Below are 16,531 nucleotides of genomic sequence, written 5' to 3'. Positions count from 1 at the left end.
GCGACGGGCATCTGGTCTAAATCCACCCCGCACAATGACAGCTCGGGCACGGGTGGAAAAGAGATGATCGTTCGAATCTGGGCAGCTTTGGCCGTGGCGTTGCTGGTGAATCTCTCGGCGCACGCGCAGCAGGCGCCCTCGCGCCTCGACGAGATAGTCAAGCGCGGCACCTTGCGCGTCGGCATGACCGGCGACTACAAGCCCTTCACCTATCTGGACAAGACCACGCAGCAATTCAGCGGCTTCGACGTCGACATGGCGCAGGCCCTTGGCAAGGCGCTCGGCGTCAAGGTCGAATTCGTGCCGACGGCCTGGCCGAAGCTGATGAAGGATTTCGAGGCCGACCAGTTCGACATCGCCATGGGCGGTGTCTCCGTCACGCTCGACCGGCAGAAGAAAGGCTTCTTCTCCACGCCGATCATGCGGGAGGGCAAGACGCCGATCGCGCGCTGCGCCGACACGGCCAAGTACCAGAGCATCGCCGACATCGACAAGAAGGGCACCCGAATCATCGTCAATCCGGGCGGCACCAACGAACGCTTCGCGCGCGCCAACATCAAGGATGCCGAGATCACCGTCTTTGCCGACAACACCGTGATCTTCGACGAGATCGCCAAGGGCAACGCCGATCTGATGATGACCGACGCCTCCGAGACGCGATACCAGCAGAAGCAGCATGCCGGCGTGCTCTGCGCGGTGCACCCTGAAAAGCCGTTCGATTTTTCGGAGAAGGCCTATTGGCTGCAGCGCGATGTCGCGTTGAAAGCCTTCGTCGACCAATGGCTGCACATCTCGATGGAAGACGGCAGCTACAAGAAGATCTATGCCGCCTGGTTCAACTAGGCTGCGTCGCCCTGTCGCTCGCTTCGGCCAAACTGTGGACGGGTTCCGGGCGTATTGAACCCGAACGCATTGCAGCACGACTCATACGGATGAAAGTGATCTAGATCACTTTTTGCGATCGAACCGGAGCGTATGCGTCAGTCCGGGGACCATCTGTTCAGGAGATGCGAAATGAGGAAGCTGTTGGCTACGGCCGCATTCCTGTTGGCGAGCACGGCTGCTCAGGCACAATACACTTTCGAATATGGCGGGCGCACCATCCGCATCGATCCCGACCGCGGCACGGTGCAGATCCCCGGCGTGTACGACAACACCGGCCAGGGCAAGGCCAAGAAGGCCAAGAAGAACGAGCAGGCGCCGCAGCAGGCCACGGTGGATCCGCAAGCGCCGGCTGCTGCTCCGGCACCTGCCCCCGCTCCCGCCGCCGCGCCGCCCGCGGCCGTGCAGGCGCCTGCACCCGCCGCCGCAGCAGCGCCGCCCGCAGCGCCGCAACCACCCGCTCCGTCACCGGCCACCGCCAACAACACGCCCGCCGACACGGCCGTGGCGCCGCCCCCTGCGCCGCCTTCGGCCGCTGCTCCCGTCGAGCAGCAGGCGGCGCCCGCTGTGACGCCACCGCCCGCCCCGACCGTGGCTGCCGCACCACCGGCGCCGCCTCCGCCACCCGCGCCGGCGCCTGCCCCCGCTCCCGTTCAGGCGGCTGCAGCCACGCCTGCTCCGGCAGCCGCGCCCACGCGCGATCTGAATTCGCCGCTCGGCGTTTGGCTCACGGAGGAGAAGGAAGGCAAGGTCCGCATCGAGCAATGCGGCACCAATCTCTGCGGCTATTCGGTCGATTCGAAATCGAACCAGAACGGCGAGCAGGTCCTGATCAACATGAAGCCCGGCAAGGACCAGAAATGGTCAGGCCGCATCCTCGACCCCAATTCCGGCTCGACCTACGACTCGACGATCGCGATGAAGGGCACCGACCGGTTGCGCGTGCAGGGCTGCGCCTTCGGCGGCATGTTCTGCGGCGGCCAGACCTGGACGCGGGTGAACTGAGATCGGACTGATCGTTCTGACCAATGCAAGGGGGCCCCGATGCGGGTCCCTTTGTTTTTACGCGCCCTTCTGTTGCGAGGTGAGCAACCTCACTCAACCTCCTGCACACGTGACAGCCCTCACATCGCCGGTTCCCGGTCCATGTCACGATCCCCGAACGGTCAACCACAGGGGCGTGTCATGAACGGCTTTCGCAAGGCTCTCTTCGCCACCATTGTCACTATCGCCTTCCCGCTCGCGCAGGCCGATGCTGCGGGCTCCGCCTTCGACGGTGCATGGAATGTCCGCATCGCCTCCTCGATCCAGGCCTGCGGCGACGGCGCGACCGTCTCGATCGGAATCAACAATGGTCACATCGCATCGAGCAGCGCCGCGGTGACGGCGTCGGGCCGCGTCGCCGATGCCGGCAACATCAACGTCACGCTGAGCACCGGCATCAAGCGCGCCGTCGGTTTCGGCCGGCTCACCGGCACTTCCGGCTCCGGCACCTGGCGTGGCGCCATGTGCAGGGGGACGTGGACGGCGGAAAGAATGTGATGGTGCCGCGGGGACAAGCAGCCAGGACGCCCGTAAACGCGCTACGGCGTCTCTGCGCAGAGCCGGAACCCAGCGCTCGGGTAGTCCCAAATTTCCGGTCTCGGGATCGGCGATGCATCGCCCTGGGGCGATACACCTTGCCCCGCACGCGAGCGCCTTAGCCGACCGCTGCCCCATATTCGGCGTCGGTGACCGGCTCCAGCCAGGTCGAATAGACGCCATCGAGCGCTTCCTGCATGGCGATGTGGCACATGCCGTTGGTCGGCGATGCGCCGTGCCAGTGCAATTCGCCCGGCGGAATCCAGACGGTGTCGCCCGGGCGGATCTCGCGGATCGGGCCGCCCTTGGACTGCACGCGCCCGACGCCGGAGATGACGTAGAGCGTCTGGCCGAGCGGATGATGGTGCCAGTTGGTGCGCGCGCCCGGCTCGAACGCAACGCGCGAGCAGTTCAGCCGTGCCGGCGCGGGCGCCATGATGACCGGGTCCTGCCACACGGTGCCGGTGAAGTTTTCCTTCGGCGCACGGCGGGTCGGCCGCGTGCCTGCAATAGTGATCTCCATGGGGATTACCTCGTTCCTTCCCGGTTACTTCTTGCTGGCGGCGTAGCGCGCCTTGGTTTCGGCATTCATGGGATAGAGGCCAGGCAGCACGGCGCCGTTGTTCACCTCGTTGACGATCCAGGCTTCCATCCGCTCCTGCTCGACACCCTCGTTGAGCACGTGATCGAGCATCGCCTGCGGGATCAGCACGCAGCCGTCCTGGTCGGCGACCACGATGTCGTTGGGAAACACCGCGACGCCGCCGCAGCCGATCGGCTCGCCCCAGCCGACGAAGGTGAGGCCCGCAACCGACGGCGGCGCGGCATAGCCGTCGCACCAGACCGGAAGATTGGTGCCAAGCACGCCCTCGACGTCACGCACCACGCCGTCGGTGACGAGCGCGGTCACGCCGCGCTTGACCATGCGCGCGCAGAGGATGTCGCCGAAGATGCCGGCATCGGTGATGCCCATGGCATCGACCACGGCGATGCAGCCTTCGGGCATTGCCTCGATCGCGGTGCGGGTCGAGATCGGCGATGACCAGGATTCCGGCGTCGCCAGATCCTCGCGCGCAGGCACGAAGCGCAGGGTGAAGGCCGGACCCACCAGGCGCGGCAGGCCCGGTCGCAACGGACGCGCGCCGCGCATCCACACATTGCGCAGGCCCTTCTTCAGCAGGACCGTGGTGATGGTGGCGGTGGTGATGCCGACGAGGGTTTTGCGGGCTTCGGGGGACAGCGACATGGAAACAGACGAGCTCCGGATGGGCGGGAAAGAACGCGCGCATCTTGCGAGCCGGGCGCCTTGCGTCAAGGGCCAAGAGGCTAGCAATAACGCAGGGCCGCCGGGCTATTATGCGACGCGATAACAAGGCTTTATCGTGTCCCCTTGCATTAATTTATTGGACTTGCGGGCGCATTTACGCGAAGCAGGACGAAGCGGAACTCGAACGCTGGGGACCGCATTCTTCAGAAGTCCGATTTCGACAGCTCATGGCCTCGACGCTTCCCCCGCCCCGCCTTTTGCCCAGTGGCGACAGCGCCGTCACGGTCGAGTTCAGCCGCACCATCGACGATGATGCCAACCAGCGCGTGCTGGCGCTCGACAAGGCGCTTGTCGCAAGCCCGATCGACGGCATCACTGAGGCCGTGCCGACTTATCGCTCGCTGCTGGTGCACTACGATCCCGGCAAGATCGGTTTCGACGCGCTCGGCGAGAAGCTGCTCGCGCTCGCGAGCCAGAAGCTGCCTCCGGCAACCAAGGCTCGCCGCTGGCGCATTCCCGTCGCCTATGGCGGCGAGCACGGCATCGACCTCGAGGATGTCGCCAAGGCGCTCAACACCACCCCCGACGACATCGTCGCCCGTCACGTCGCCGGCGACTACAAGGTCGCCATGATCGGCTTTACGCCGGGCTGGTCCTATCTCAGCGGGCTGGATAAATTTCTCCACATGTCGCGGCGACAGAATCCGCGCGTGCTGACGCCCGCCGGCACGATCTCGATCGGCGGCGTCCAGGCCGGAATCCAATGCCTGGCCGCCCCGAGCGGCTGGCACCTTCTGGGCCGCACGCCGGTGCGGACCTATCAGCTCCACCGCAATCCGACCTTCCTCACCGAACCCGGTGATCGCGTGACGTTTTACGCCATCGACCACAAGACGTTCGAAGAATTGGACCGCGCTGCTGAAGCCGGCGAAATCGTCGCCGACCAGGTGGTCGCATGAGCCGGCTCGTCGTCACCAGCATCGGGCCCGCAAGCTCCGTTCAGGATGGCGGCCGCCACGGCGCGCAGCGCTATGGACTGACGGTGAGCGGGGCGATGGACCGGCTGTCGCTTGCTGCGGCGAACACGCTTGTCGGCAACGGGCCGTTTGCGGCCGCCGTCGAGATCGGCCCGTTCGGCGCCTCCTTCACCGCACGTGATGGCGCCGTGCGCATCGCGATATCGGGCGCGCCGCGCAATGCGGACGTCGCCGGAAATCCGATCGCCATGGACACATCGGTGATCTTGAAGGATGGCGAGACTCTGACGCTGGGCTTTGCCCGCGGCGGCGCCTTCACCTATCTCGCGATCGAGGGCGCCATCAAGGGCGAGCCGGTGTTCGGCAGCCTCGCCGTGAATGCGCGCGCGGGCCTCGGCAGCCCCTACCCGCGCCCGCTCCAGGCCGGCGACGAATTCAACATTGATGCCGCAAGCGGCGCGAGCGAGCTGCGGATCGAGTTGCCGAAGCCCGTGAGCGGCCCGATCCGTGTTCTGCTGGGCCCGCAGGACGACGAATTCGACGACGCCAACAAGGCGCTGTTCCTGGACAGCGAGTGGAAGATCTCGGCAACCTCCGATCGGATGGGCTACCGCCTCGAGGGCCCCGCCATCAAGCATCTGCACGGCCACAACATCGTCTCCGACGGCACCGTCAATGGCAGCATCCAGGTGCCCGGCAATGGCGCGCCAATCGTGCTGATGATGGATCGCGGCACCTCGGGCGGTTATCCGAAGATCGCAACCGTCATCACGGCCGATGTCGGCCGGCTCGCGCAGACTTCGGCGGGAACCGCGTTCCGTTTCAAGGCGGTCAGCATGGCCGAGGCGCAGGACGAGGCGCGCAAGTTCGCGCAACTGATCCGCAGCCTGCCCGATCGCCTGCGCCCTGCCGACACCACCTCGCTCAACATCGAGGCGCTCAGCGATGCTAACGTTGCGGGCTATGCCGTGAGCGCCGTCGATGCCGGGACGTGGCAGGTCGCCGCGGAACCGTGAACGGCAACAAGACCAGAGGCGGAGAGCACCCATGAAGACAGTCGATCTCAATTGCGACCTCGGCGAAGGTTTTGGCGCGTGGGAGATGGGCAATGACGCGGCGATGATCGAGCTGGCAAGCTCGGTCAACGTCGCCTGCGGCTTCCACGCCGGCGACCCTGACATCATGCGCCGCACGGTGGAGCTCGCGAAAGCGCGCGGCGTCTCGGTCGGCGCGCATCCCGGCTACCGCGATCTGCACGGCTTTGGCCGGCATCCGATCGCGGGGCTGAAGGCATCCGAGATCGAGAACCTCGTCGCCTACCAGATCGGCGCGTTGCAGGCGATCGCGACCGCAGCCGGGTACAAGGTGACGCATGTGAAGGCGCATGGCGCGCTTTCCAACGTCGCCTGCGAGGACGACATGACGGCGAAGGCGATCGCCGCCGGCATCAAGGCGGTCGATCCCAGCCTGATCTTCGTCGTGCTCGCGAACTCGAAGCTGGTGAAGGCCGGCGAAGCGGCCAATCTGCCGATGGTGCACGAGGTGTTCGCCGACCGCGCCTATGAGGACGACGGCAATCTTGTCTCGCGCAAGAAACCCGGCGCGGTGCTGCACGATGCCACGGCGATCGCCGATCGCGTCGTGCGCATGGTGCAGGACGGCGCGGTGGTCTCTGTCACCGGCAAGGTGATCAAGATGCGCACGGACACGGTCTGCATCCACGGCGATACGCCTGGCGCCGTCGAGATCGCGCGCGGTGTGCGTCAGGCGTTGAAGAATGCGGGGATCGAGGTCGCGCCGTTCAAGCGCGGGGCGTGATCAGAACGGATGCACCGACAACGTGCCGAACACGATCGCCGCGATGACGGCGAACGCGCTATAGAGCGCGACATGATGCATGCTCGTCCCGGTCCGACGCGAGAGCGAGCGCGCGTAGAAGTGCAGTCTGGCCTCGGCCGATAATTCGCGCATGGTCGATCTCCAGTGCCCCATTTGAGGGATTATGATGGATCAACCGGGGGTGCCGGCAAGACGTCGACAGAAAAAGCGATGAGCTTCTTCATAGGAGGCTCATTGCAGATGCATATTCTCCGCAAGCGAAGGTTCCGAGAATCTCATTCGTTAAATTCCGAGGCAGCCGGAACCGGCTCGCAAGGGATGATGGCCAGGCCAAACCCTGGGAAGGCCGTCCGATCAACCGGACGACTCATCCCGATGTTCTCGCGTTTTAATAAACGTCAGCCTGGAATCGGCCGGTCTTCTTGAGCTCGGCGACGAAACTGACGGCTTCGTCGGTCGAACGTGCGCCGAACTGGGCGACGATGTCGACCAGCGCGCGCTCGACGTCCTTGGCCATGCGCTTGGCATCGCCGCAGATGTAGAGATGCGCGCCTTCGGCAAGCCACGTCCACACCTCACGGCCGACCTCGCGCATGCGGTCCTGCACGTAAAACTTCTTCTCACCGTCGCGCGACCAGGCCAGCGACAGTCGCGTGAGCAGACCCGAGGTCTTCATCGCGTTGAGCTCCTCCTGGTAGAAGAAGTCGCAATCGCTGCGCTGGTGCCCGAAGAACAGCCAGTTCTTGCCGGGCGCGCCGGTAGCCTTGCGGTCGAGCAGGAAGGCGCGGAACGGCGCGATGCCGGTGCCGGGGCCGACCATGATGATTGGCGTCTTCGGGTCCTGCGGCAGGCCGAAGGCGTGTGCCTTCTGCACATAGACATTGAGCTTCTCGCCCTCGTTGATACGCTCGCCGAGGAAGGTCGAGGCGACGCCGAGGCGCTTGCGCTTGCCGACAACGTAGCGCACCGAATCGACCGTCAGCGATAGCTTTCCGGGCGTCGCGTTGTGCGAGGACGAGATCGAATAGAGCCGCGGCTGAAGCGGCTCCAGCGCCTCGACGAAGGCCTCCGGATGCGGCCGCGTGCCCGAAAACTTCTGGAGCGCGGCCATGACGTCGAGCGTCGCCGCATCGCCATCGGGATCCTCGCCCTGCGCCAGCGCCCGCGCCTTCTCGCGCGCCGCACCGCCGGTGATGAAGGAGATCAGCTCGAACAGCGTGTCCGGCGCCGGCGACAGCGAGACGTCCTCGATCAGCACCTCGCGCAACGTCTTGCCGTTGACCTTGGTGGTGTGGGAGGCGCCGAGCAGCGCGATGATCTGGTCGACGAGGCCGACATCGTTGCGCGCGAACACACCAAAACTGTCGCCGACGACGTAGTCGAGCCTGCTCTCGGAGAGATCGAACTCGATGTGGTAGGTCTCCTTCTCCGACTTTCCCTTGTTGAGAAGACGGCGCGACAGGAAAGTCGCGGTCACGGGGTTGTCGCGCGAGCGGCCCGGCTCTGCGATGGTCACGGTCACCGCTGGCGCGGCCGTGTCCGGCTTGTCCGCCGCTTTGGCCGCCGGGGCCTTGTCGAGCTCCTCGTACAGCGACTTCAGCATTCGCGCGGTTTCCTTGCCGCCGGGAACGCAGAGGTTGAGCCGTGCTTCGCTGCGGCTCGCGATGGCCTCGGAATAATCGTGGCAATTGTAGCCGCACTGGCCGCAATCCTGCTGCGCCATCGCCGCCATCATTTTGCGGCGCAGGGGACGGCCCTCGGCGAGTTTCATCCGCTCGGCAATCGGCAAGGTCTGGTCGTGCCACGGCGCTTCGCCGTCGTCGCCGTCGCCGGCGGCGCCTTGCATGACGGCGGCGCCCTGCTCCGCCGACAGCGGCGCGGCGGCGTCAGGCGACAACAGTCCGGCAAAGAAGCCGTTCAGCCAGGAACGCTGCGCATCGGAGAACGGTGCGCTGGCGGGAATGATGTCGAGTTTCGGCGGAGGCGTGATCTGGTTCATGCGGACACCTGTGCATCGGCGAGCTTGCGCAGCGTTTCGCCGTCATGGCGGCGCGCAAAGGACAGGAAGGTTTCATCGGGAGACGAACGATGGGCGATATAGGCCTTGAGCAGTCCTTCGACCGTCTTCGGCGCATCCTCGGCCTTGAGGTCGTGATAGACCTCCTGCCCGACGTCCGCGTCAGGGCCGAACCCGCCGCCGGTGAAAAGGTGATAGCCCTCGACCGTGTCCTCCTCGTTGACAGGCACGCGCGCCCCGATCAGACCGATGTCGCTGATGTAGTGCTGCGCGCAGGAATGGTGACAGCCGGTGACATGGATGTTGACCGGCTTGTCCATCGGAACGCGCGGCTCGCACCAGTCACCGATCTCTTCGGCATGGCGCTTGGTGTTCGCCGCGGCGAAGCGGCAGCCCGCATTGCCGGTGCAGGCGATCAGGCCGGCGCGGATATGCGAGGCCTCGACCGCGAGCCCGATCTGCTTGATCGCCGCGATGGCAAGCTCGACATTCTCGTTGCGCACGCCCGAGATCAGAAGGTTCTGCCAGACCGTGAGGCGGATCTCGCCGTCGCCGAGATCCCGTGCGATCTTGGCAAGGCCGCGCATCTGATCGCAGGTGAGCTTGCCGAGTGTCAGCGACACGCCGATCCAGTTGAGACCGTCCTGCTTCTGCTTGTGCACGCCGACATGCGCCATGCGGTCCGCGGCCGGCCGAGGCGCAAAGGCCTCTCCGGGCACGCGCGTGAACGGTGTCTTCAATCGCTCCTCGACCAGCTTGAGGAAGCCGTCATGGCCCATGCTGTCGAGCACGTATTTCAGACGCGCCTTGTTGCGGTTGGTGCGGTCACCATGGTCGATGAACACGCGCACGATTGCGTCGGCGACCGCGGTCGCCTGCTCCGGCTTGACGATGATGCCGGAATATTTGGCGAAATCCTTGTGGCCGGTGATGCCGCCGAGACCGAGACGGAACCAGACTCCGGGCTCGACGCCGAAACCGTCCTTCACCTCGTACGCGGTGAATGCGATGTCATTGGTCTCCTCGAGTACCGCGATCCTGCCGGCACCATCGAAGGCGACGTTGAACTTGCGCGGCAAGCCGTAGAGCGAGCGGTCATTGAGGATGTGATAGTGCCACTCGCGCGCATAAGGCTGCGTGTCGATCAGCTCCTGCGGATCGATGCCCGCCGTCGGCGTTCCCGTCACGTTGCGGATGTTGTCGGCGCCGGAGCCGCGCGAGCACAGGCCGAGGTCCTGGATGCCCTCGATCAGCTTCACGGCGTTCTTCGGCGGAATCTCACGAAGCTGGAGATTCGCGCGCGTGGTGACGTGGCTGTAGGGGCCGCAGAGTTCGTCGGCGAGATCGGCAAGGCCGGACAGCTGCCAGTGCTTCATGATGCCGTTGGGAATCCGCAGGCGGCTCATGTAGGAATCCTGCGTCGGCGCGACATAGAAGATGCCGTAATAGCGCCAGCGGAAATTGTCCGCCGGGCTCGGCGGCGCGTTGTCGAGCGCCTGCTGACGCAAGCGCGAATAAGCATCGAAAGGATGCTCCTCGCGCTTGAACTTCTCCTGGTCGGCGAGCTTCTTGCCCGACGCGATCACCTTGTCCTGCGCCTTGATGTGCACGGCATCGGGACCGGTGGGCTCGGCGCTCGCCTTGGCGGCGCCGCCGCCGAGACCGCGACCGACGCGGCTGATCTGCAGACCGGTCGTGAAGCCTTCGAGATAGCGTTTCTGCTCGTCGGTAAAGTCGACTGCGAGCGTATCGATTTTCATGGTCGGTAACGAAGCTCCTGCGGCCACCGAGGTGGTATCGACGGAAATTGGCACGACCCGCGAGGTATCTCGGCTGGCTCCAAGAGCCGGCCTCGTGACCCAGCGGTCCGATCAGCTTCGTTGCTGCGGGTTTCGGCTCAGCAGGCACCTGTGACAAGCTGGCCGCAGTGCAACATTCAAGTTGCGTGCCAGCTTCGACGAAATAAGAAAAATTGAGAATTCAATCACTTAGCAGCAGCTCCGGAACATTCCGGTCGCGGATCACCTCATGAAATTCGAGCAGTCAGCTCAAAATTTAGTCGATGAGATGGATTGCCTTAAAATTATGCAGAGACGATCAGGCCTTCCAACGCCCCACGTCGAAGGCCTCTAGATGTTGCAGGATGTTGTCAGCATCGAACGCCGGCCCGGCGAAGGCCCCAAATGCCGCCGGGGCTTCGTCGGGCGGGCGGCGGCCGAGGGCGGCATCGTAAAGGTCGGACCTGAACACCGCCATCGCCGTCTTGGCGCCGTCCGGGCTCAACGCCGCCTGCCCCCAACGTACCATTTGCGCATAGAGCCAGGCGGCCTGAACCGGATCGGGGCGCCCAGCCTCCTCGCGCCCAACCAGCAGATAGCGGCCGCTCTCGCGGAACGTCCCGTCCGGCGAAATCTTCAGACGTCCCGTGAGGGTGCGCTGGATGACTTCGGCATCGACGCCGATCCGCTCGGGTTGCGCCAGTATCCGCGCCGCTTCGATCCGGTTTTCCGGATGCTCGATGAACTCGGCCGCCTTCACCGCCGCGCGCACGAGGCTGGCGACCACGTCCGGATTCTTGTCGGCCCAGACCTGGCGGACGGCCAGGACCTTCTCCGCCGCGCGCACCAAAATGTCGGAGACGAAATGCAGGATATGGCCGATGCCGAGATCGACCGCGATCGAGTTCCAGGGCGCACCGACGCAGAATGCGTCGACGTGCCCGCTCTTGAGACTGTCGACCATGTAGGGCGGCGGCAGCACGACAAGGCGCACGTCCTCATCGGGATCGACGCCGGCCGCCGCCATCCAGAACCGCAATTGGTAATTGTGGGTCGAGAACGGGAAGGTCATGCCGAAGGTCAGTGGATCGGCCCCGGCCTTGCGGCGCTTGGCGACCACCTTCGCCAGCGCCTTGGCGGTGACAAGCGGATCGAAGCGGTCGCCGTCGATCTCCTCCATCAGCGCGGCGTGGAGCGCCGGCGACACCGTGATCGCGTTGCCGTTGATGCCGAGATTGAAGGGCGCGGCGATCGGCACCTTGACGTGGCCGAGCCCGAGCGAGGACGCGATCGCGACGGGCGCGAGCAGATGCGCGGCGTCGAACAGGCCGATATTGAGCTTGTCGCGGACGTTGGACCAGGACACCTCGCGCACCAGCTCGACCTCGAGCCCTTCGGCAGCGGCAAAGCCCTTGTCGACGGCGACGATCAGGGCGGCGGCATCAACCAGCGGAATGAACCCGATGCGAAGGGGCGCGGTCATTTCAGCATCTCCGACGCGGTGATGATCGACTGCGCGATCTCGCCGATTTTCTTCTTCTCGCGCATCGCGGTGGAGCGCAGCAGCACATAGGCTTCGTCTTCGGTGAGGCCCTTCACCTTCATCAGGATGCCCTTGGCGCGTTCGATGATCTTGCGGTCCTCGAGCTGCGACTTGGTGCGTTCCAGCTCCTCCTGGAGCTTGGCGAAAGCGTTGAAGCGAGACACGCAGAGGTCGAGGATCGGCTTGATGCGCTCCTTCTTCAGCCCGTCGACGATGTAGGCGGATACCCCCGCCTCGACCGAGGCTTGGATCGAGGCGGAATCGCTCTGGTCGACGAACATCGCGATCGGCCGCTTCACGGCGCGGCTGACCTGGAACATCGCCTCCAGCACGTCGCGACTGGGGTTCTCCAGATCGATCAGGATGATGTCGGGGTCGACCGCATAAATACGGGCAAGCAGGCTCTGCATCTCGCGGATATGGACGACCCGCGTGAATCCGGCCTCCCGCAATCCTTCCTCCAGGATCGCAGCCCGGATCGGGCTTTCATCGACGATCACGATTTTGGGCGACTGTTCGGCGCTCATAGCTCACTCACCACCAGTGATTCATCCATAGCACGCCGGAACGCCCTGCAAAGGGTTGTAATTGTGGGCAATTGGGACTAGCTCAGGCCGGTCAATCAGGCAGTTCAGATATGGATCAGACGGCTGCGCCCAAGGTCAGCTTCGTGTCGCTCGGGTGTCCCAAGGCATTGGTGGATTCCGAGCGCATCATCACGCGCCTGCGCGCCGAGGGTTACGAGCTCGCCCGCAAGCATGACGGGGCCGACATCGTCATCGTCAACACCTGCGGATTCCTCGACAGCGCCAAGCAGGAATCGCTCTCGGCGATCGGCGAGGCCATGGCCGAGAACGGCAAGGTGATCGTAACAGGCTGCATGGGCGCGGAACCCGAGCAGATCGAGCAGGCCTATCCGGGCGTGCTCTCCATCACCGGCCCGCAGCAATATGAGAGCGTGCTCGACGCCGTGCATCGCGCGCTGCCGCCGGCCCATAATCCGCATCTCGACCTGGTGCCGCCACAAGGCATCAAGCTGACGCCGCGGCACTATGCCTATTTGAAGATCTCCGAAGGCTGCAACAACCGCTGCACCTTCTGCATCATCCCGAAGCTGCGCGGCGATCTCGTCTCGCGCCCCGCCAACGACGTGCTGCGCGAGGCCGAGCGCCTGGTCGGCGCCGGCGTCAAGGAGCTGCTGGTGATCTCGCAGGACACGTCCGCTTACGGCATCGATCTCAAATACGCCGAGAGCCCGTGGAAGGATCGCCAGGTCCGTGCCAAATTCCTCGATCTCGCGCGCGAGCTCGGCGAGCTCGGAGCATGGGTCCGGCTGCAATATGTCTACCCCTACCCGCATGTCGATGATGTCATCGCGCTGATGAACGAGGGCAAGGTGCTGCCCTATCTCGACATCCCGTTCCAGCACGCGAGCCCCGAGGTGCTGAAGGCGATGAAGCGCCCGGCGGCGCAGGACAAGACGCTGGCGCGCATCAAGCGCTGGCGTGAGGAATGTCCCGATCTCGCCTTGCGCTCCACCTTCATCGTCGGCTTCCCCGGCGAGACCGATGCCGACTTCGCCTATCTGCTCGACTGGCTGGATGAAGCGGAGATCGACCGCGTCGGCTGCTTCAAATACGAGCCGGTCGCGGGCGCCACGTCGAATGCGATCGAGAACCCGGTCCCGGAAGAGATCAAGCAGGAGCGCTACAATGCGCTGATGGCCCGCCAACAGAAGATCTCGGCACGGCGGCTGAAGCGCAAGGTCGGCACACGCCAGCAGATCATCATCGACGAGGTCGGCCCGACGGTGGCAAAGGGCCGCTCCAAGGCGGATGCGCCCGAGATCGACGGCGCCGTCTATCTCTCCAGCCGCCGCCCCTTGCGCGTCGGCGAGATCGTCACCGCCAAGATCGAGCGCGCCGACGCATACGATCTGTACGGCAGCGTCGCGGGATTCTGACGGCTCGTCAAAACTTGACCTGCGTCCGGAAGCAGCGAGGAAGCCGCGCTTCGTACCTGACCGATACACGCCAGGCGCGTGTTTTTTTAGAACGTCTGCTTGACAAGTCCAGCCGTTCGGCTGTACGGACGCGCCCCATGATCAACTCTCGGACCCACCGCCGCGCAGCTTTCCGTCGTCGCACCCGCGACGATGATGGGTTGCGCCATGTCCGACGACGCCGCTGATCGCCTGAATTCAGCAGAGTTTTCGAGAAGGCCGCACCCGCAAAGTGCGGCCTTCTTGCTTTCGCGCGTCTTTTCCATCCGCCTCCAGAGGAGTTCGACATGACCACCGCCACCCATCCGTATGACGCGCTGATGGACATCACGGCACGACCCAAGGCCGTGTTCGTCCGGGGCGCCGGCTCCTATCTCTGGGACGACAGCCGCAAGCGCTATCTCGATTTCGTGCAGGGCTGGGCCGTGAACTGCCTCGGCCATTCGCCGCCTGCGATCGTCGATGCGCTCGCCGCGCAGGCCAAGCGGCTGCTGACGCCCAGCCCGGCCTTCTACAATGAGCCGAGCCTCAGGCTCGCCCAGGCTCTGGTCGAAGGCAGCGCTTTCGACCAGGTGTTCTTCGCCAATTCAGGCGCGGAAGCCAACGAGGGCGCCATCAAGCTGGCGCGAAAATACGGCAGCCTCCACAAGGGCGGTGCGTTCGAGATCATCAGCTTCGAAGGCAGCTTCCACGGAAGGACGCTGGCGACGATGTCGGCCTCGGGCAAGAAGGCGTTCGAGCCGCTGTTCGAGCCAAAAGTCGCTGGCTTCAAGAAGGCCAAGCTCAACGACATTGCCTCCGTCGAGAAGCTGATCAACGACAACACCGTCGCTGTGATGCTCGAGCCGATCCAGGGCGAGTCCGGCGTGTGGCCGGCGAGTGATCAGTTCCTGCAAGAGCTGCGCGCGCTCACCGAGTCGCACGGTCTTCTGCTGATCTTCGACGAGATCCAGACCGGCATGGGCCGGACCGGAAAACTTTTCCACCACGAGCACACCGGGATCTCGCCCGACATCATGACGCTCGGCAAAGGTATCGGCGGCGGCGTGCCGCTCGCCGCCCTGCTTGCGGCCGAACGCGCCTCCTGCTTCGCGCATGGCGATCAGGGCGGCACGTTCAATGGCAACCCGATCATGTGCGCGGCGGGGCTTGCGGTGCTGGAAGCGGTCAGCAAGCCGAACTTTTTGAAGTCGGTCATCGAGACCGGGCTGCTGCTCGAAAGCGAGCTGCAGAAAGTCTCGGCCCGGCACGGGCTTGGCGGCGTGCGGGGCCGAGGCTTGCTGCTGGCGCTCGACCTCAAGCTGCCGATCGCGCCGGGGATCGTCGCGCAGGCGTTCGAGGCCGGCGTGCTCCTGAACGCGCCGCAGGTCGACACGCTGCGCTTCATGCCGGCGCTGAACGTCACGCGGGCTGAGATCGCCGAGATGATCGATTGTCTCGACGCGATTCTGACCAAGGCCGGCGCGGCACGGCGGGTGGCGTAAGACACGTCTCGTGCCCCGGACGCAGCGCAGCGCCCCTTCGGCGATGCGCTGCAGAGCCGGGGCCCCATCTCTCTGCATGGTGCGCATCTACGCCGCAGCGCTTGCGCGCTGCAGCTTGTCCGGGACCCCGGAGCAGGTGATGACGGAAGAAACTACGGCTTCAAGATCGACGCGCCCGTCGTCCTGCGGCTTTCCAGCTCGATATGCGCCTTCGCGGCGTCCTTGAGCGCGTAGGCGTGGTTGATCGGCACGTGCAGCTTGCCATTGATGACGGCGGCGAACAGCGTGTCGGCGCCTTCCAGCAATTCCGAGCGCTTGCCGACATAGTCGTTGAGCTTCGGCCGCGTCGCAAACAGCGAGCCGTGATTGTTGAGCTCGGCGATCGAGAACGGCGGCACGGGACCGGAGGCATTGCCGAACGAGACGAACATGCCGCGCGGCTTCAGGCAGGACAGCGAGCCCGGGAAGGTCGCTTTGCCGACGCCGTCATAGACCACGTCGCAACCCTCGTTGCGGCTGATCTGCTTGACGCGCGCGACGAAGTCTTCCTCGTTGTAGAGGATAACGTGGTCGCAGCCATTGGCCTCCGCAAGCTCGGCCTTCTCGCGCGAACCCACCGTGCCGATGACGTGGGCCCCGAGCGCCCTCGCCCATTGGCAGGCAAGCAAGCCGATGCCGCCGGCGGCTGCGTGGATCAGCACGCGATGATGCGGCTCGACCTTGAAGGTCTTGTGCAGGAGATACCAGACCGTGAGCCCCTTCAGCATCAGCACGGCGCCCTGCTCGTGGGTGATGTGGTCGGGCAGCTTGACCAGCTTCTCCCAGGGGATGTTGCGCTCGCCGGTATAGGCGCCGAGATTGTGATAATAGGCCACGCGGTCGCCGGGATGGAAATTGGTGACGCCCGGTCCCACCGCGACGACCTCACCCGAGGCCTCGTTGCCGGCGATGAAAGGCAATCCCGGCGCCTTGTAGAGGCCGGTACGGTAATAGACGTCGATGAAGTTCAGGCCGACCGCGTGCTGGCGGATGCGCACCTCGCCGGGCCCGGGCGCCGGCACGTCGACGCTCTCATAGACCAGGGCTTCGGGGCCTCCGACCTTGTGCACACGGACGGCTTTGGTCATCACCTGACCTCCTCTTCTCGCGGCTCAGCGAACG

Annotated in this window: 16 protein-coding genes; 8 read left to right on the top strand and 8 right to left on the bottom strand. The window is 64.9% G+C overall.

Features of this window, described 5'->3' with window-relative positions; all coding sequences use genetic code 11:
- The first annotated feature begins 63 nt into the window (after positions 1 to 63).
- The 3 genes from IVA96_RS23600 to IVA96_RS23590 all read left to right on the top strand — a co-directional run bounded on the left by IVA96_RS23600 (position 64) and on the right by IVA96_RS23590 (position 2,424).
- A complete protein-coding gene (locus tag IVA96_RS23600; protein WP_247275637.1) occupies positions 64 to 843 on the top strand; it encodes a transporter substrate-binding domain-containing protein in 780 nt (259 codons plus the stop codon).
- A gap of 171 nt (positions 844 to 1,014) precedes the next feature.
- Positions 1,015 to 1,887 (top strand): DUF2147 domain-containing protein, encoded by an 873-nt coding sequence (locus IVA96_RS23595; protein ID WP_247419473.1) that lies wholly within the window; start codon positions 1,015 to 1,017, stop codon positions 1,885 to 1,887.
- A 180-nt stretch (positions 1,888 to 2,067) separates the two neighbouring features.
- Positions 2,068 to 2,424, top strand: a complete 357-nt coding sequence (locus tag IVA96_RS23590) for a hypothetical protein (RefSeq protein WP_247275639.1) — start codon at positions 2,068 to 2,070, stop codon at positions 2,422 to 2,424.
- Between the two features lie 157 nt (positions 2,425 to 2,581).
- Here IVA96_RS23590 and IVA96_RS23585 read toward each other — a convergent pair whose 3' ends face one another.
- Both IVA96_RS23585 and IVA96_RS23580 read right to left on the bottom strand, forming a co-directional pair.
- A complete protein-coding gene (locus IVA96_RS23585) occupies positions 2,582 to 2,986 on the bottom strand; it encodes a cupin domain-containing protein (protein ID WP_247275640.1) in 405 nt (134 codons plus the stop codon).
- A 24-nt stretch (positions 2,987 to 3,010) separates the two neighbouring features.
- A complete protein-coding gene (locus IVA96_RS23580; RefSeq protein ID WP_247419471.1) occupies positions 3,011 to 3,709 on the bottom strand; it encodes a ribonuclease activity regulator RraA in 699 nt (232 codons plus the stop codon).
- A 248-nt stretch (positions 3,710 to 3,957) separates the two neighbouring features.
- On the opposite strand from IVA96_RS23580, the gene pxpB reads away from it, so the two are divergent.
- Genes pxpB through IVA96_RS23565 form a run of 3 tightly spaced genes read left to right on the top strand, consistent with a single transcriptional unit; the run spans position 3,958 to position 6,525 of the window.
- Positions 3,958 to 4,689, top strand: a complete 732-nt coding sequence (gene pxpB, locus IVA96_RS23575) for a 5-oxoprolinase subunit PxpB (protein ID WP_247275642.1) — start codon at positions 3,958 to 3,960, stop codon at positions 4,687 to 4,689.
- On the top strand, positions 4,686 to 5,723 hold the full coding sequence (locus tag IVA96_RS23570) for a biotin-dependent carboxyltransferase family protein (RefSeq protein ID WP_247275643.1): 1,038 nt from the start codon (positions 4,686 to 4,688) through the stop codon (positions 5,721 to 5,723). Before pxpB ends, IVA96_RS23570 begins: the two co-directional genes overlap by 4 nt.
- Positions 5,724 to 5,754: 31 nt before the next feature.
- A complete protein-coding gene (locus tag IVA96_RS23565) occupies positions 5,755 to 6,525 on the top strand; it encodes a 5-oxoprolinase subunit PxpA (RefSeq protein ID WP_247275644.1) in 771 nt (256 codons plus the stop codon).
- Here the strand turns inward: IVA96_RS23565 and IVA96_RS23560 are convergent, their stop codons facing one another.
- The 5 genes from IVA96_RS23560 to IVA96_RS23540 all read right to left on the bottom strand — a co-directional run bounded on the left by IVA96_RS23560 (position 6,526) and on the right by IVA96_RS23540 (position 12,411).
- Positions 6,526 to 6,678 (bottom strand): hypothetical protein, encoded by a 153-nt coding sequence (locus IVA96_RS23560; protein ID WP_212025333.1) that lies wholly within the window; start codon positions 6,676 to 6,678, stop codon positions 6,526 to 6,528. It abuts the gene before it with no gap.
- 256 nt (positions 6,679 to 6,934) lie between these two features.
- A complete protein-coding gene (locus IVA96_RS23555; protein WP_247275645.1) occupies positions 6,935 to 8,545 on the bottom strand; it encodes a sulfite reductase subunit alpha in 1,611 nt (536 codons plus the stop codon).
- A complete protein-coding gene (locus tag IVA96_RS23550) occupies positions 8,542 to 10,323 on the bottom strand; it encodes a NirA family protein (protein WP_247275646.1) in 1,782 nt (593 codons plus the stop codon). The genes IVA96_RS23555 and IVA96_RS23550 overlap by 4 nt, the downstream gene beginning before the upstream one ends.
- Positions 10,324 to 10,660: 337 nt before the next feature.
- The gene (locus tag IVA96_RS23545; RefSeq protein WP_247275647.1) at positions 10,661 to 11,824 is read right to left on the bottom strand and encodes a CmpA/NrtA family ABC transporter substrate-binding protein; all 1,164 of its coding nucleotides are present in this window, start codon (positions 11,822 to 11,824) and stop codon (positions 10,661 to 10,663) included.
- On the bottom strand, positions 11,821 to 12,411 hold the full coding sequence (locus IVA96_RS23540) for an ANTAR domain-containing protein (protein ID WP_247419468.1): 591 nt from the start codon (positions 12,409 to 12,411) through the stop codon (positions 11,821 to 11,823). Before IVA96_RS23540 ends, IVA96_RS23545 begins: the two co-directional genes overlap by 4 nt.
- A 110-nt stretch (positions 12,412 to 12,521) precedes the next feature.
- On the opposite strand from IVA96_RS23540, the gene rimO reads away from it, so the two are divergent.
- Together rimO and IVA96_RS23530 are read left to right on the top strand one after the other, a co-directional pair.
- The gene (rimO, locus tag IVA96_RS23535) at positions 12,522 to 13,847 is read left to right on the top strand and encodes a 30S ribosomal protein S12 methylthiotransferase RimO (RefSeq protein ID WP_247275648.1); all 1,326 of its coding nucleotides are present in this window, start codon (positions 12,522 to 12,524) and stop codon (positions 13,845 to 13,847) included.
- A gap of 326 nt (positions 13,848 to 14,173) precedes the next feature.
- Positions 14,174 to 15,370: an acetylornithine transaminase gene (locus IVA96_RS23530; RefSeq protein WP_247275649.1), complete on the top strand. Its 1,197-nt coding sequence runs from the start codon at positions 14,174 to 14,176 to the stop codon at positions 15,368 to 15,370.
- A gap of 152 nt (positions 15,371 to 15,522) precedes the next feature.
- Here IVA96_RS23530 and IVA96_RS23525 read toward each other — a convergent pair whose 3' ends face one another.
- Positions 15,523 to 16,497 carry a quinone oxidoreductase gene (locus tag IVA96_RS23525; RefSeq protein ID WP_247275650.1) on the bottom strand — a complete coding sequence of 325 codons (975 nt, stop codon included), beginning with the start codon at positions 16,495 to 16,497 and terminating at the stop codon, positions 15,523 to 15,525.
- Positions 16,498 to 16,531 lie beyond the last annotated feature (34 nt).

Source organism: Bradyrhizobium sp. 159, from assembly GCF_023073795.1.
Classification (GTDB): domain Bacteria; phylum Pseudomonadota; class Alphaproteobacteria; order Rhizobiales; family Xanthobacteraceae; genus Bradyrhizobium.
Note: the sequence above shows the minus strand (reverse complement) of the source record. Positions and strands in the feature narration are given on the sequence as shown.